This is a genomic window from Arsenicicoccus sp. oral taxon 190 (assembly GCF_001189535.1).
Taxonomy (GTDB): domain Bacteria; phylum Actinomycetota; class Actinomycetes; order Actinomycetales; family Dermatophilaceae; genus Arsenicicoccus.
Genome location: NZ_CP012070.1, coordinates 2,123,045 through 2,137,311 on the forward strand (window position 1 = coordinate 2,123,045; position 14,267 = coordinate 2,137,311).

Consider the following 14,267-nt stretch of genomic DNA (forward strand, 5'->3'; position numbering starts at 1 on the left):
CCGGCGGCGGGTCAGTGGGTGAGGATGACGTGGAGGGTCCGGGGGCCGTGGACGCCCTCCACGCGGGACAGCTCGATATCGCTGGTGGCACTCGGCCCGCTGATCCAGGTGAGCGGGCGACCTGTGCGGGCCACACCGGTGAGCCGGGCCACCGCCTCGGGGACGTCCGACACGACCTGGTCGGCCCGCACGACGCACACGTGCACGTCAGGCACCAGCGAGAGGGCGCGACGACCCTGGTCGGGGCCGTGGTCCAGCACGATCGTGCCCGTCTCGGCCACCCCCACGGACGCCCCCGTGACCACGGCGTCGACCGCGTTGAGCTGGGCGGCCGTGAGGTCCGCGTCCTCGAGGAGCGACAGCCCGGCGGCCGCGATGGTGGCGCGCCACCCCTCGTCGAGCCCGTCGGGGAGCACGACCGTGTCGACACCGTGGCTCTGCAGGGCCGCCGTCACGCGGGCCCCGACGTCGTCCGGGGCGCACCGCTCCACCACGGCCCGGTAGTCCTCGACCCGCTCGACGAACCGACCAAGCAGGTCGTCCACCGGCGTGGGGCGGGCGTACTCCCAGGCGACGGGGACGTCCGCCTCGGGCGTGGAGCGCGGCACGTCCGCCAGCGCGGCCCGGACCCGTCCGAGGATCTGCTCCCGGCTCATCGCTGCTCTGCCTCGGGCTGCTCGGTGCTGCCGTGCGCGCGCTGGTCGGACGCCCGGTGCGCCTCGGTGGACGCGTCGTGCCGAGGACCGGCAGGCCCGCCATGCCCCGGCGTGCCGGGTCGATCTGCGCGCTCGCGGGCCCACCAGTCGCGGAAGGACTCCGTGGGCAGCATCTGCACGTCGCGCGCGTTCGTCCACTTCGACGCCGGCCACGGCAGCGTCCCGAAGTGGTCGAACCGCGACCCCAGCAGGCGCCCCGCCAGGCCGGAGCCCTTCATGGCGGCACCCCAGCGCCGGTGATCGGCCATCATCCACGAGGTGGCGCGCATCACCCCCGCCTCGGAGTGCGGCATCCGGTCGGCCTTCTTGGCCTCGACGACCTTGCCGCGCATGTGGACGAGCATCCTGGGGATGTCGATGCGCACCGGGCACACGTCGAAGCACGCCCCGCACAGGGAGGAGGCGTAGGGGAGCGAGCGGTCGACCGCGGAGGCGGTGCCGCGCAGCTGCGGCGTGAGCACGGCACCGATCGGCCCGGGGTAGACCGAGCCGTAGGCGTGGCCCCCGACCTTCTCGTAGACCGGGCACACGTTGAGGCACGCAGAGCACCGGATGCAGCGCAGCGCGGTGCGGCCGAAGTCGTCGGCGAGCACCTTGGTGCGGCCGTTGTCGAGCAGGACCACGTGCATCTGCTGCGGCCCGTCACCCGGCGTCGGACCCGTCCACAACGAGGTGTACGGGTTCATCCGCTCGGCGGTGGAGGACCGGGGGAGCAGCTGCAGGAAGACCTCGAGGTCGGCAAAGGTCGGCACGACCTTCTCGATCCCGACCACCGAGATCAGCGTCTCGGGAAGGGTCAGGCACATGCGACCGTTGCCCTCGGACTCGACGACGCACAGCGTGCCGGTCTCGGCCACCGCGAAGTTCGCCCCCGAGATCGCCACCGAGGCGCGCAGGAACTTCTCGCGCAGGTGCAGGCGGGCGGCCCCTGCGAGGTGCGCGGGCTCGGCGTCCAGGTCGTCCGGCGCGGGGCGGCCGTAGTCGCCCATCTCGTCGAGGAAGATCTCGCGGACCTCGGCGCGGTTGCGGTGGATCGCCGGGACCAGGAAGTGCGAGGGGCGGTCGTGGCCCAGCTGCACGATGAGCTCGGCCAGGTCGGTCTCCCACGCGGCGATGCCCGCGGCCTCGAGGGCCTCGTTCATCTCGATCTCCTGGGTGGCCATCGACTTGACCTTGACCACCTCCGGGGGGACCTCGCGCCCCGTGGGATCCACCTGGCGCGGCTGGTCGCGCAGCGCGTCCCGCACCAGGCCCACGATGATCCGGTTGGCCTCCTCGGCGTCGCTCGCCCAGTGGACGGTCGTGCCGGCCCGGGTGAGGGACTCCTCGAGCTGCAGCAGGTAGTGGTCGAGGTGCCGCAGGGTGCGGTCCTTGATCTCCTCGCCGGCCACCCGCATCTGCTCCCAGTCGGGCCGCTCGGCCACCACGCGGGCGCGCTTGTCGCGGATGGTGGTCATGGCGTGGTGGAGGTTCTTGCGCTGCACGGGGTTCGCCAGCTCACGGCGCGCGGCGGCCGGGAAGGGCGGCGAGTCGGCGAGCTCCCCCGAGGGCGGCGCGGGGGTGAGGCGGTGGGCGGGCTGGGTCATACGGGCTCCTCCAAGGTCTCCTCGGTGCTGGCGAGCACCTCGGCCAGATGGATGGTGCGGATGCCGGTGCGCTGGCGGGCGAGCACGCCGCCGATGCTCATCAGGCAGCTGTTGTCTCCGGCCACGACGTACTCCGCGCCGGTGTCGGCGATGTGGCGGGCCTTGTCGGCGGTCATGGCGACCGAGACGTCGGAGTTCTTGAGCGCGAAGGTCCCGCCGAAGCCGCAGCAGCGGTCCGCGTCCGGCAGCTCGACCAGGTCGATGCCGCGGACCGCGCGCAGCAGCTGGTAGGGGCGGTCCCCGACCTTGGTGATGCGCAGCGAGTGGCAGGTCGGGTGGTAGGTCACCCGGTGCGGGAAGTAGGCCCCCACGTCGGTGACCCCGAGGACGTCCACGAGCAGCTCGGGCAGGTCGTAGGTCTTGGCCACGACGTCGGCGACCCGCCGCTGGAGCTCGGTGCTGCCCGACCGCTCCGCCAGCATCGGGTGCTGCTCGCGGACGGACCCGATGCAGGACCCCGACGGTCCCACCACGTAGTCGAAGCGCTCGAACGCGGCGAGGTAGGTCCGGACCGTCGGCAGGGCCTCGTCGAGGTAGCCCGTGTTGGTGAACATCTGCCCGCAGCAGGTCTGCTCGGGCGGGAACGCGACCTCACAGCCCAACCGCTCCAGGAGCCGCACGACGGCCTGGGGGGTGCCGGGATACATGGTGTCGTTGACGCAGGTGGCGAACAACGCGACGGTCTTGCCCTCACCGGGGCGCTCGGGGCTCATGGCAGCATCCAAGCAAGAACGGGCGTGGACTGCAGGCCGACGAGCAGGCAGAGCACGACGAGTAGGCCGAGACTCCACCAGATCACGCGGCGCAGGATCTCGGACTCGCGCCCGAGCAGACCGACGGCCGTGGCGGCGATGGTGAGGTTCTGCGGGCTGACCATCTTGCCGACGACGCCGCCGGAGGTGTTGGCGGCCACGAGCAGCGTCGGGTCGATGCCGGCGTGCTTGCCCGCGGTCTGCTGCAGCGTGGCGAAGAGGGCGTTGGCGCTGGTGTCGGACCCGGTGACGGCGGTGCCGAGCCACCCGAGGACGGGGGAGAGGAAGGCGAACGCCGCGCCGGTCCCGGCGATCCAGGTGCCGATGGTGATCGTCTGCCCGGACTGGTTCATGACGTAGGCGAGGGACAGCACGCTGGCGATGGTGAGCATCGAGTAGCGCAGCTTGTGGGCGGTGCCGGTGATCTCGCGCAGCACGTCGCGCGGGGCGACGCGGTAGACCAGCGCCACGATCACCATGCAGATCAGCAGCATGGTGCCGGGGGAGGACAGCCACTGGAAGGTGTAGACCGTGGAGGTCGACGGCTTGCCGGCCGCCGTCAGGACGTGGCCGTCCAGGCCGGGCCAGCGGATCTTGACGTCGGTGCCCGCCAGCCAGGTCTTCAGCGGGGTCCACAGCTTGGACAGGGAGAAGACGACGACCACCAGCAGGTAGGGGAACAGCGCCATCCAGATGCGCCCGCTCGGCAGGTGGGAGGCGACGGCCTTGTCCGCCGGCAGGGCGGCCCGGGCCTCCTCGGACAGGCTCGCCCGCTCCGCGTCCCGGTCGGCGTGCAGGTCCGCGAGGGCCTCGGCGCCCCCGACGGGACGCCACACCCGGAGCATGAGGACCGCCGCGCCGAGGCCCACCAGCGAGGCGATGATGTCGGTCAGCTCCACGGACAGCCAGGTGGCCGAGACCCACTGCGCGACGGCGAAGGACAGGCCGGTGACGAGCGCGACCGGCCACAGCTGGCGGACGCCGCGGCGGCCGTCGGCGAGCAGGCACAGGAAGAGCGGGACGAAGGCCGCCAGGAGGGGCGTCTGGTGGCCGACATACGCCCCGATCTCGGTGTAGGGGATCTTGGTGAGGTTGCCGGCGGTGATGATCGGGATCGCGATGGCGCCGAAGGCGACCGGCGCGGTGTTGGCGAGCAGCACGACCGTGGCGGCGCGCAGCGCGGAGAAGCCGACGGCCATGAGCATCACGCCGGTGATCGCGACCGGGGCGCCGAAGCCGGCGAGCGCCTCGAGCAGGCCGCCGAAGCAGAACGCGATGAGCATCGCCTGCACCCGGGGGTCGTCGCTGATGAGGTTGAAGACGGCCCGCAGGTCCTCGAACCTGCCGCTCGCCACCGTCACCTGGTAGAGCACGATCGCGGTGAACACGATCCAGACGATGGGGAAGAGGCCGTAGACCGCGCCCTGCGTGGCCGACAGCAGCGCCAGCGACACCGGCATGTGGCAGGCGAGGACGGCGACCAGGACGGCGACGGCGAGGGCGGTCAGGCCGGCGACGTGGGCCTTCCAGCGCAGCGCGCCGAGGGTCACGAAGATCGTCAGGAGGGGCAGCATCGCCACGACGGAGGACAGCGCCAGGCTGCCACCGAGCGGGGCGAGGTCGGGGCGGAAGGTCATCGGGAACTCCGTCGTTCTCGGGGGCTCAGGGTCGGTCGGGCCCTTTGGTCCGACCACTGCGCCCACTATGAGGTGTGGTCGGAGCTTTGGCAAGAGGTCGGCCTCGCGAGCTCGAGCGGGACTGCGCCGCTGGTGAGGCGGGTGGCCGTGCCGGGAGCGGTGCCCCGTGGCTGCGAGAATGACCCCATGAAGGCCTACGAATCGGTGATCCACCACGTCGAGAGCGGCATCCTCGACGGGTCCCTGAAGGTCGGGAGCCACCTCCCGCCGGAGCGCGACCTGGCGATGCAGCTGGGCGTGAGCCGCTCCGCCGTCCGCGAGGCCATCCGCGCGCTCGAGGCCCAGGGCGTCGTCGCGTCCGCCGTCGGCGCCGGCAAGGACGCCGGCACCCGCATCACCGACCGCCGCACCCGGGCGCTCAGCCGGCTGCTGCGGCTGCACGTCGCCCTGGCCAAGTACCCCGTCGACGAGGTGGTCGAGGCGCGCGTCGCCCTCGAGCGCTCCAGCGTGGTGCTCGCGGCCCGCCACCTGCACGCCGACCAGCAGGCGCGCCTGCGCGAGATCCTGGACCGTATGGCGGACCCCGCCGTCTCCCAGGACGAGTTCAACGAGCTGGACACCGCCTTCCACGTCGTGATGGCCGAGGTCGGCCGCAACGACCTGATGACCGACATGACCGTGGCGGTGCGCGAGTCGCTGCGGCGACCGATCCTCGACGCCGAGCGCTCGTTGGCGGACTGGGCGGCCTTCCGGGCCGAGCTGCAGCAGCACCACGAGGCGATCTACGAGGCCGTGGTGGCGAAGGACGAGGGGCGGGCCGCGGACCTCGTTGACGCCCACATCCGCGCGGCCTACGCGATCCTGCCGATCACGCTCGGCGCCGACCCCCAGACCTGACCCGCATTCCCCCCGCGACCCGCACTCCCCCTGCGATAACTCTCCCGCGATCGTGGTCCATCCTCTCCCGCGATCGTGGTCGGTTTTGGTCGTCCAGTGGCGCAAAGGGACCACGATCGGGGGAGAGCGGGAGAGGGGGGTGAGGGGGCTAGAGGGTGGCGGTGAGGCGGATCTCGCGCAGCAGGACGGGGTCGGCGTCGGCGGTCTCGCTCACCACACGGTCGCGCCACGCGCTGTCCGGGTGGAACCCAGCCGCCTCCAGGAAGGCCCGCGTCCCGGCGTCCTGCGCCGGCAGCCACGCGCTGACCTGGCCGAAGCCGGCGTCCCGCAGCAGGTCGACGGTGGCGTTGAGCAGCCGCGAGCCGTGCCCCTGGTGGCGCCCGTCGGGGTGGACGCCGAGCGTCAGGATCTCGCCGTCCGCCTCCTCGGCGTCCGGGTCCTCGCACGGCCCGATCGCGGCGTAGCCGACCACCTGGGCGCCCGCGCACGACACCACCAGGCGGTGCCGCGGCGAGGGCGGCTGCTGCAGCGACGCCCGCCACGCCCGCGCGAAGGGCAGCGGTTCGAAGGCGGCCAGCACGTCGGCCGGCAGCAGCCCCGCGAAGGCGTCGCGCCATACGGCCGACTGCACCGTGCCCACCGCGGGCGCGTCGGTGACGCGGGCCTCCCGCACGCTGGCGTCCGCCTGCGGCCCCGTGGTGGCGGACTGCGGGTGCGGGTGCGGGTGCGGATGACCGTCGTGGCTGCCGTGCTGGCTGTCGTGGTGGCTGGCGTGCTGATGGCCGGGATGCTCGCTCACCGCCCGATCCTCTCAGACCGGCCCGGCGGCTACCGGTCGGTAGCGCGACCAGGACCACGCCGGGCGGGGCCCGGGGCCTTTTGCAGGACCCGTCGGCAGCGGGGATACTGGCTGGCATGTATGGCAACGACGTCATCGACCCGGACGAGCCGCTCAACGCGGCCGAGACCGACGACTACGCGACGGCCCGGGAGTTCGCGGCCGGGGCGGATCGCGCGCCGGGCGACACCGCGTCGTTCGACGACCTGATCGCCCGTGACCTGCGCATCGAGCCCCGCGACGACATGCCCGAGGGCTACCGCCAGACGCTGATCCGCCAGATCGCGCAGCACGCGCACTCCGAGATCATCGGGATGCAGCCGGAGGGCAACTGGATCACCCGGGCGCCCAGCCTGCGGCGCAAGGCGATCCTCATCGCCAAGGTGCAGGACGAGGCGGGCCACGGGCTCTACCTCTACTCCGCCGCCGAGACGCTCGGCGTCGACAAGGCCGAGCTGCTCGACAAGCTGCACGCCGGCAAGCAGAAGTACTCCTCGATCTTCAACTACCCGACGCTGACCTGGGCGGACGTGGGGGCCATCGGCTGGCTGGTCGACGGCGCCGCGATCATGAACCAGGTGCCGCTGTGCCGCTGCTCCTACGGCCCCTACAGCCGCGCGATGATGCGCGTCTGCAAGGAGGAGTCCTTCCACCAGCGGCAGGGCTTCGAGATCCTGTGGGTGCTCGCCCGCGGCACCGACGAGCAGAAGGCCATGGCCCAGGACGCCGCCAACCGCTGGTGGTGGCCGGCGCTGATGATGTTCGGCCCGGAGGACTCCGGCGAGGCCGCGCAGCAGGGCCACACCGCGCAGAACATGGCGTGGGGCATCAAGCGGTTCAGCAACGACGACCTGCGGCAGAAGTTCGTCGACATGACGGTGCCGCAGGCGCAGAAGCTCGGCATCACCCTGCCCGACCCGGACCTGCGCTGGAACGAGGAGCGCGGCCACTGGGACTTCGGCCCGATCGACTGGGCGGAGTTCTGGCGGGTGCTCAAGGGCGACGGGCCGTGCAACGCCGCGCGCATGAGCAACCGCATCCAGGCTCACGAGGACGGTGCGTGGGTGCGTGAGGCCGCCAACGCGTATGCCGCCAAGCAGGCCTCGCGCTCGAAGGAGAGTGCCGCATGACCGAGGCCAGCTGGCCGCTGTTCGAGGTGTTCGTCCGCGCCAAGCGGGGTCTGTCCCACGTGCACGTGGGCTCGATCCACGCGCCGGACGCCGCCATGGCGCTGCACAACGCCCGCGACCTCTACACCCGCCGGCAGGAGGGGGTCTCCATCTGGGTGGTCGAGGCCGACCACATCACCGCCTCCAGCCCGGACGAGCGCGGCCCCCTCTTCGACCCGAGCGCGGACAAGGTCTACCGTCACCCGACCTTCTACGACGTGCCGGAGGACGTGGAGTACCTGTGAGCGTCAACGGATCCCGGCCAGGGGCCGCGCCCCAGCCCGTCGCGAGCGACCTGTCGGCCTACGTCCTCGGGCTCGCCGACGACGCCCTCGTCTACACCCAGCGCCTCGGGGAGTGGGTCGCCAAGGCGCCCGCCATCGAGGAGGACATGGCCTTCGGCAACATCGCGCTGGACCTGCTCGGGCAGGCCCGCAGCCTGCTGACCTACGTCGGCCGCCTCGACGGCACCGGGCGCAGCGAGGACGACCTCGCCTACCTGCGCGACGAGCGGGAGTTCCGCAGCGTGCACCTCGTGGAGGTCGAGCGCGGCGACTTCGCGGTGGAGATGGCGCGGCTGCTGTGGTTCGCGGCGACCCGCCTCGCGATCATGCAGCGGCTGACGCGGTCCGACGACGACACCCTGCGCGGCGTCGCGGAGAAGGCGGTCAAGGAGCTGTCCTACCACCGCGACCACGCGCGCAACTGGGTGCTGCGGCTCGGGGACGGCACCGAGGAGTCCCACCGCCGGATGCAGCAGGCGCTCGCGACCGTCGAGCCCTACGTGGCCGAGCTCTTCACCGACGACGTGGCCGCCGAGGCGGCCGCGGAGTCCGGCGCCGGGGTGCGGCCCAGCGAGGTCGAGGACGAGGTCCGCGGATACGTCTCCGAGGTGCTCGCCGAGGCCACGCTGACGCCGGCCGAGCCCTCGCGCTGGCACGCCCGCGGTGGCCGCGAGGGCGTCCACGCCGAAGCCATGGGCTACCTGCTCGCCGAGATGCAGCACATCGCGCGCTCGCACCCCGGCGCCACCTGGTGACCGCCGTGGCCGCCGCCCCGACGGGACCTGCCGCGGGCGAGCCCTCCCGCGCGCAGGCGGTGGCGGACGCCATACGGGCCATCCCGGACCCGGAGATCCCGGTGATCAGCATCGACGACCTCGGGATCGTCCGCTCCGTCGAGGTCGACGAGGAGGCCGGGATTGCGCGCGTCGTGATCAGCCCGACCTACAGCGGCTGCCCGGCCATGGGCCTCATCGAGGACCTGGTCCGGCGGGAGGCGACCCGCGCCGGGCTCGCTGCCGAGGTCACGACCCAGCTGTCGCCCGCGTGGACGACCGACTGGATGAGCGAGGCCGGCCGCGAGCGGCTCCGGGAGTTCGGGATCGCCCCGCCGACCGCGGGCGCGGCCGGCGCGCCGGGCCCCGTGCCCGTGCCGCTGACCCGCCACCAGGTCCGCTGCCCCCACTGCGGCAGCGACCAGACGACCGAGGTGGCCCGGTTCGGGTCCACCGCGTGCAAGGCGCTGCGCCGCTGCGACGCCTGCCGCGAGCCCTTCGACGAGTTCAAGGTGATCTAGATGGCCCTGCTCAACAAGCCCACCCGCCACCGCCCGCAGTTCCACCCGCTGACGGTGGCCGCCGTGGAGCGGCTGACCGACGACGCGGCGGCCCTCACCTTCACCGTCCCCGAGGCGCTGCGCGAGGAGTTCACCTTCGCCCCCGGCCAGCACCTCACGCTGAAGGTCGACCGGGACGGCCAGGAGCAGCGGCGCTCCTACTCGATCTGCCTGTCCCGCAACGCAGCCCACGAGCGTGGCGTGCTGCGGGTGGCCGCCGGGCGGGTGCGCGGGGGCGCCGTCTCGCCCTGGCTCGTGGACGAGGTGCGGCCCGGCGACACGCTGGAGGTCATGCCGCCGCTCGGCTCGTTCGTGGTGCCCACCGACCCCACGAAGGCCCGCCACCACTGCGCCATCGTCGCTGGTTCCGGCATCACCCCGGTGCTGTCGCTGCTCACGACGGTGCTCGAGGAGGAGCCGCAGAGCCGGGTCACGCTGATGTTCGGCAACCGCTCGACCAGCTCCATCATGTTCCTCGAGGAGCTCGAGGACCTCAAGAACCGCTACCGCGGCCGCTTCCAGCTGATGCACGTGCTCTCGCGGGAGGCCCGCGATGTCGAGCTCTTCAGCGGCCGGCTCGACGAGGACCGGCTCCGGTCGATCTTCGAGGGCCTGGTGCCCGTGGACTCCGTCGATGAGTGGTACCTCTGCGGGCCCTTCTCCCTGGTCGAGAACGCCCGCGAGGTCCTCGCGGCGGAGGGCGTCGACCCGGCGCACGTGCACTTCGAGGTCTTCCACGTCGACGACGAACCGCGCGCGGTGCACGACCCCGGGGTGGGGGCCGACGAGGGGCCGACCGGGGTGCTGGCCACCGTCACGGTCAACCTCGACGGCCGCACCACCGAGATCGCCATGACCGACCCGGCGGAGACGATCCTGGCCGCCACGCTGCGGGCCCGCCCGGACGCCCCCTACTCCTGCACCGGCGGCGTCTGCGGCACCTGCCGGGCCCGGCTGGTGGAGGGCGAGGTGCGGATGGACCGCAACTACGCCCTCGAGCCGGACGAGGTCGCCGACGGGATCGTCCTCGCCTGCCAGTCCCACCCGCTGACCGAGACGGTGCGCCTCGACTACGATGCCTGACCGCTCCCGGCCCGGCCGCCCGGCGCCGGCCGCGGGGGTCCGGGGGGCGCGGGCTGCGGTGGCGCGGGTCGCGGTGCCACTCGTAGCGACGGCGGGCCTTCTGGCGGGGTGCACGGGGGCGCCATACGAGGTGGTGAGCACCACGACGTCCGCGTCTCCCGCCGAGGCGACTAGCGCTCCCACCCCTGCCGTGACGACCACGCCGGGGAGCCCCCCGAGCCGCGGGTGGCCCACCGGGTCGGGGGAGGGCGACGCGACCGGCCAGGGCGACCCCAGCTGGCAGCGGGTGGCGGGGCCGGTGCGCGACTTCCTCGAGCGGGCGTCCAGCGTCCGGGCCGTCGGCACGCTCAACCAGGGCGGGACCCCGATGACCTTCGACCTCGCCGGCGCCCTCTACGGGCTCAACGCGCGCGGCAAGGTGTCGGTGGGGTCGAGCGAGGTCTTCGACCTGGTGCGGGTCGACGGGCGCAGCTATGTCCGCTCGCCCGGGGCGACCGGGTCCGCGCGGGGCAGATATGTCCGCCTCTCCGACGCCACCTCCGACCAGCTGGGGGCGCTGGACCTCGCCCAGATCGTCGGCACGGTCCACCGGGTCGTCGCGTCCTCGCGCGGCGGCGGGATCCGGCCGGTCACCTACGAGGGGCAGGAGGCCACGGAGCTCACCTCCGGCTCGGCGCGGCTGGTCGTCGCGGGGGACGGCTCGGGCCGGCTGCTGCAGCTGGACGCCTCCGCGGGCCAGGACACGGGGACGATCGCCTTCAGCCAGTGGAGCGAGGTGCCCCCGGTCGTGCCCCCTCCCACCGACCAGATCGCGGCGGTCCCGGGGGCCTGAGACGGGAGCGGCCGCCCTCGCTCCGGCACCCTGATGCTCATGTCTTGCAACAACGGAGGCTGTGCCATACTCCAAGCACCCACCCCGTGGGCAGGCAGGAAGCCGGTGAGAGTCCGGCGCGGTCGCGCCACTGTGATGCGGATCCTTCAGGGTCCGTCAGCCAGGAACTGCCACCCCGGGGATCGCTTTGACGGGGACGCGTCATCCCCGAGTAAGGAGTGCAGCGATGCACATCGCCGAGGGCTACCTGCCCCCCTGGCACGCCGCCGCCTGGACGGCCGCGGCCGCACCGTTCGTCATCCACGGGGCCCGCGCGGTCGTCCGTGAGGTCCGCGAGCACCCCGAGAGCAGGCTGCTGCTGGGCGCCGCGGGAGCGTTCACCTTCGTCCTGTCCGCGATCAAGCTGCCGTCGGTGACCGGGTCCTCCAGCCACCCGACCGGCACCGGCCTCGGGGCGGTGCTCTTCCGGCCGCCGGTCATGGCCTTCCTCGGCGGGATCGTGCTCGTCTTCCAGGCGCTGCTGCTGGCCCACGGGGGCCTGACGACCTGGGGCGCCAACGTCATGAGCATGGCCGTCGTCGGCCCCTGGGTCGGATATGCGGCGTATGCCGCCGCCCGCCGCCTCGGCGCACCGCTGCTCGTCGGCGTGTTCCTCGCGATGTCGCTGGCCGACCTGTCCACCTACTGCCTCACGTCGGTGCAGCTGGCCCTGGCCCACCCGGACCCGGCGAGCGGGGTGCCGGGCGCGCTCGCGAAGTTCCTCGGGGTCTTCGCCCTGACCCAGGTCCCGCTGGCGCTCGCCGAGGGCTTCCTTGGGGTGCTGGTCTTCCGGGTGCTGAGCGACGTGGCGCGGCCCGAGCTGGAGCGTCTGGGGGTGCTCGCCCCGAGCGCACCCAGTGCCCCAAGCGCGCCGAGCGCTCCGGCTGCGGCGGCGCAGGCGGAGCCTCCGGCGGCGGCGTCCGCCGGCGGCCACCGGGACGAGTCGACGATCGTGACGGAGGCGTGAGCACCATGGCGACGACCACGACCCACCCACGTCCCACCTCCCGGCTGCGGGGTCGCCTCGTCACCGCGCTGTGCGTCCTGGCCCTCGTGGCGCTCTTCGCGCTGCCGCTGTGGCTGGACGCCCGACGCTCCGGCCCGGAGGAGCGGTTCGGCGGCACCGATGCGCGGGCCACCGAGATGATCCGGGAGTCCGACCCGGGCTACCAGCCGTGGTTCACGAGCTTCTTCGCGCCCTCCGGCGGCGAGGTCGAGTCCGGGCTCTTCGCGATGCAGGCGGCGCTCGGCGCCGGCGTCTTCGGCTATGCCATCGGCTACTACCGTGGCCGCGGGCGCCGCCGGGACCGCGGCTGAGATGGCCGGTGGGCTGGCGATCGACGACGCCGCCTGGGCGGGGTCCTGGCGCACCCGCGCCGTGGCGGACAAGGCGCTGCTTAGCCTGGGCCTGGTCCTCGTCGCGCTGGTCCTGCCGCCGTGGCCCGCCTCGGTGCTGGTCGCCGCGGCCAGCGTCGCCGTGCTGGTGGGCCCGGCGCGGGTGCCGCCGCCGCTGGTGGCCAAGGCGCTGCGGGCACCGCTCGCCTTCATCGTCGTCAGCGGGCTGTCGGTGGCGGTCTCGGTGGAGGGCGGCTCGGCAGGCCCCACCGCCGGCTGGGCCCGGTTGGGTCCGCTCGTCGTGACCCCCGACAGCGCCGCCGCGGCGCTCGGGCTCACCGCCCACGCCGTCGCCGGGACCCTGGCCGTGCTGGTCCTCGCCAGCACCACCCCGATGGTGGACCTGCTCACCGCCATGCGGCGGCTGCGGGTGCCGGACGCCTGCGTGGAGGTGGCCTCCCTGACCTACCGGCTGCTCTTCGTGCTGATGGAGGCGGTGCACGCCATCCGGGAGAGCCAGCGCGGGCGGCTGGGCTACCAGGGCTGGCGCTCGTCGCTGCGGTCGGCAGGGATGCTCACCGCGGCCGTACTGACCCGCTCCTGGGAGCGCGCCCGCCGCCTGGAGGAGGGGCTGGCCGGGCGCGGTTACGAGTCCGCGCTGCGGACCCTGCCGCGGCCCCAGCACCACTCGCCGGTCTTCGTCGGTCTGAGCGTGGTGCTGCTCGCCTCGATCGTGGTCGCGTCCCTGGGGGTCGGTGCCCACGCTCCCGCAGGGGTGCTCCGGTGACCCACCGCGGCCCGGGCTGCGACCACGGGGACCTGGCGCCGGGGGTCTACCGGCTCGTGGCTTCCGGGGTCCGCGCCGGCTACCCGGGCGGCGAGGAGGTGCTCAGGGGAGCCGACCTGCAGGTGGCCGGGGGGCGCCGGGTCGCGCTGCTGGGGGCCAACGGCTCCGGCAAGACCACGCTGCTGCGGTGCCTCTCCGGTGGTCACCGGCCGTCGGCGGGCGGGATCTTCGTGGATGGCGAGCGGGTCGACCACTCCCGCAAGGGACTTCGTGTCCACCGACAGCGTGTCCAGCTGGTGCTGCAGGATCCCGACGACCAGCTCTTCAGCGCCGACGTGGCGCAGGACGTGTCCTTCGGACCGCTCAACCTGGGGCTGCCCGAGGCGGAGGTGCGCGACCGGGTGGAGGAGGCGCTGCGGCTGCTCGGCATCAGCCACCTGGCCGACCGGCCGACCCACCAGCTGTCCTTCGGCGAGCGCAAGCGGGCCGCCACCGCGGGTGCGGTCGCCATGCGGCCCGACGTGCTGCTGCTGGACGAGCCGACGGCCGGCCTCGACCCCCGCGGGGTCGAGGAGATGCTGAGCGCCCTCGCCCGGCTCGAGGCGCACGGCACGACGGTCGTGCTGGCGACCCACGAGGTGGACCTGGCGCTCGCCTGGGCCGACGAGGCGGCCGTGGTCGTCGACGGCCTCGTGCGCCAGGGGCCCGTCGCCCAGCTCCTGGGGGATGACGAGCTGGTGGCGCGGGCCCGGCTGCGGCGGCCCTGGCAGCTCGACCTGACCGACCGGCTCGTCCACGCCGGGCTGCTGCCCGCAGGATCGCGACCGCGCACCGTGGACGACCTCGTCAGCACCCTGCTCGCGGCCCGGCACGCTGCGATGCCGCCGCCTCCGCGCTGACCCGGCGTCGGTGACGCGTG

Annotated in this window: 16 protein-coding genes and 1 riboswitch; of the genes, 11 read left to right on the forward strand and 5 right to left on the reverse strand. The window is 73.5% G+C overall.

From position 1 onward, the window contains the following. Positions 1 to 11: 11 nt before the first annotated feature. The 4 genes from ADJ73_RS09885 to ADJ73_RS09900 are packed head-to-tail and all read right to left on the reverse strand — an operon-like array spanning position 12 to position 4,751. Positions 12 to 656, reverse strand: a complete 645-nt coding sequence (locus ADJ73_RS09885; protein ID WP_050348135.1) for a LutC/YkgG family protein — start codon at positions 654 to 656, stop codon at positions 12 to 14. Beyond that, positions 653 to 2,302, reverse strand: a complete 1,650-nt coding sequence (locus ADJ73_RS09890; protein ID WP_082176893.1) for a lactate utilization protein B — start codon at positions 2,300 to 2,302, stop codon at positions 653 to 655. The genes ADJ73_RS09885 and ADJ73_RS09890 overlap by 4 nt, the downstream gene beginning before the upstream one ends. After that, the gene (locus ADJ73_RS09895) at positions 2,299 to 3,075 is read right to left on the reverse strand and encodes a (Fe-S)-binding protein (protein ID WP_050348136.1); all 777 of its coding nucleotides are present in this window, start codon (positions 3,073 to 3,075) and stop codon (positions 2,299 to 2,301) included. The genes ADJ73_RS09890 and ADJ73_RS09895 overlap by 4 nt, the downstream gene beginning before the upstream one ends. Beyond that, positions 3,072 to 4,751, reverse strand: a complete 1,680-nt coding sequence (locus ADJ73_RS09900) for an L-lactate permease (RefSeq protein ID WP_050348137.1) — start codon at positions 4,749 to 4,751, stop codon at positions 3,072 to 3,074. The genes ADJ73_RS09895 and ADJ73_RS09900 overlap by 4 nt, the downstream gene beginning before the upstream one ends. Positions 4,752 to 4,937: 186 nt before the next feature. On the opposite strand from ADJ73_RS09900, the gene ADJ73_RS09905 reads away from it, so the two are divergent. Beyond that, complete coding sequence (locus ADJ73_RS09905; RefSeq protein WP_050348138.1) at positions 4,938 to 5,648, forward strand: FadR/GntR family transcriptional regulator; 711 nt, start codon at positions 4,938 to 4,940, stop codon at positions 5,646 to 5,648. Between the two features lie 148 nt (positions 5,649 to 5,796). Here ADJ73_RS09905 and ADJ73_RS09910 read toward each other — a convergent pair whose 3' ends face one another. Then, positions 5,797 to 6,447, reverse strand: a complete 651-nt coding sequence (locus ADJ73_RS09910) for a GNAT family N-acetyltransferase (protein WP_082176894.1) — start codon at positions 6,445 to 6,447, stop codon at positions 5,797 to 5,799. Positions 6,448 to 6,563: 116 nt separating this feature from the next. Between ADJ73_RS09910 and paaA the strand changes: the two genes are divergently transcribed. The 10 genes from paaA to ADJ73_RS09960 all read left to right on the forward strand — a co-directional run bounded on the left by paaA (position 6,564) and on the right by ADJ73_RS09960 (position 14,247). Further along, on the forward strand, positions 6,564 to 7,616 hold the full coding sequence (gene paaA / locus ADJ73_RS09915) for a 1,2-phenylacetyl-CoA epoxidase subunit PaaA (protein ID WP_082176895.1): 1,053 nt from the start codon (positions 6,564 to 6,566) through the stop codon (positions 7,614 to 7,616). After that, complete coding sequence (gene paaB, locus ADJ73_RS09920) at positions 7,613 to 7,900, forward strand: 1,2-phenylacetyl-CoA epoxidase subunit PaaB (protein ID WP_050348139.1); 288 nt, start codon at positions 7,613 to 7,615, stop codon at positions 7,898 to 7,900. The genes paaA and paaB overlap by 4 nt, the downstream gene beginning before the upstream one ends. Continuing rightward, entirely contained in the window at positions 7,897 to 8,694 is a 798-nt protein-coding gene (gene paaC, locus ADJ73_RS09925; RefSeq protein ID WP_082176896.1) for a 1,2-phenylacetyl-CoA epoxidase subunit PaaC, read from the forward strand. The genes paaB and paaC overlap by 4 nt, the downstream gene beginning before the upstream one ends. A gap of 5 nt (positions 8,695 to 8,699) precedes the next feature. Then, positions 8,700 to 9,233 carry a 1,2-phenylacetyl-CoA epoxidase subunit PaaD gene (paaD, locus tag ADJ73_RS09930; protein WP_253272535.1) on the forward strand — a complete coding sequence of 178 codons (534 nt, stop codon included), beginning with the start codon at positions 8,700 to 8,702 and terminating at the stop codon, positions 9,231 to 9,233. After that, entirely contained in the window at positions 9,234 to 10,355 is a 1,122-nt protein-coding gene (paaE, locus tag ADJ73_RS09935; protein ID WP_050348140.1) for a 1,2-phenylacetyl-CoA epoxidase subunit PaaE, read from the forward strand. A 190-nt stretch (positions 10,356 to 10,545) separates the two neighbouring features. Beyond that, positions 10,546 to 11,187, forward strand: coding sequence for a hypothetical protein (locus ADJ73_RS09940; protein ID WP_050348141.1), 642 nt, complete (start codon positions 10,546 to 10,548; stop codon positions 11,185 to 11,187). 95 nt (positions 11,188 to 11,282) lie between these two features. After that, a riboswitch (cobalamin riboswitch) is annotated at positions 11,283 to 11,357 on the forward strand. A gap of 56 nt (positions 11,358 to 11,413) precedes the next feature. Next, positions 11,414 to 12,193 (forward strand): energy-coupling factor ABC transporter permease, encoded by a 780-nt coding sequence (locus ADJ73_RS09945; RefSeq protein WP_082176897.1) that lies wholly within the window; start codon positions 11,414 to 11,416, stop codon positions 12,191 to 12,193. A gap of 5 nt (positions 12,194 to 12,198) precedes the next feature. Beyond that, positions 12,199 to 12,543: an energy-coupling factor ABC transporter substrate-binding protein gene (locus ADJ73_RS09950; RefSeq protein ID WP_050349371.1), complete on the forward strand. Its 345-nt coding sequence runs from the start codon at positions 12,199 to 12,201 to the stop codon at positions 12,541 to 12,543. Next, entirely contained in the window at positions 12,512 to 13,348 is an 837-nt protein-coding gene (cbiQ, locus tag ADJ73_RS09955; protein WP_253272536.1) for a cobalt ECF transporter T component CbiQ, read from the forward strand. Before ADJ73_RS09950 ends, cbiQ begins: the two co-directional genes overlap by 32 nt. Beyond that, positions 13,345 to 14,247, forward strand: a complete 903-nt coding sequence (locus ADJ73_RS09960) for an energy-coupling factor ABC transporter ATP-binding protein (protein ID WP_367379582.1) — start codon at positions 13,345 to 13,347, stop codon at positions 14,245 to 14,247. The genes cbiQ and ADJ73_RS09960 overlap by 4 nt, the downstream gene beginning before the upstream one ends. Positions 14,248 to 14,267: the final 20 nt, after the last annotated feature.

Bases quoted from the DNA above. Each gene is read 5' to 3' on its own strand.
- paaA (WP_082176895.1), top strand. From the start codon at position 6,564: ATGTATGGCAACGACGTCATCGACCCGGACGAGCCGCTCAACGCGGCC.
- ADJ73_RS09885 (WP_050348135.1), bottom strand. From the start codon at position 656: ATGAGCCGGGAGCAGATCCTCGGACGGGTCCGGGCCGCGCTGGCGGAC.
- ADJ73_RS09895 (WP_050348136.1), bottom strand. From the start codon at position 3,075: ATGAGCCCCGAGCGCCCCGGTGAGGGCAAGACCGTCGCGTTGTTCGCC.
- ADJ73_RS09945 (WP_082176897.1), top strand. From the start codon at position 11,414: ATGCACATCGCCGAGGGCTACCTGCCCCCCTGGCACGCCGCCGCCTGG.
- ADJ73_RS09890 (WP_082176893.1), bottom strand. From the start codon at position 2,302: ATGACCCAGCCCGCCCACCGCCTCACCCCCGCGCCGCCCTCGGGGGAG.
- ADJ73_RS09900 (WP_050348137.1), bottom strand. From the start codon at position 4,751: ATGACCTTCCGCCCCGACCTCGCCCCGCTCGGTGGCAGCCTGGCGCTG.
- paaB (WP_050348139.1), top strand. From the start codon at position 7,613: ATGACCGAGGCCAGCTGGCCGCTGTTCGAGGTGTTCGTCCGCGCCAAG.
- paaE (WP_050348140.1), top strand. From the start codon at position 9,234: ATGGCCCTGCTCAACAAGCCCACCCGCCACCGCCCGCAGTTCCACCCG.
- ADJ73_RS09905 (WP_050348138.1), top strand. From the start codon at position 4,938: ATGAAGGCCTACGAATCGGTGATCCACCACGTCGAGAGCGGCATCCTC.
- ADJ73_RS09950 (WP_050349371.1), top strand. From the start codon at position 12,199: ATGGCGACGACCACGACCCACCCACGTCCCACCTCCCGGCTGCGGGGT.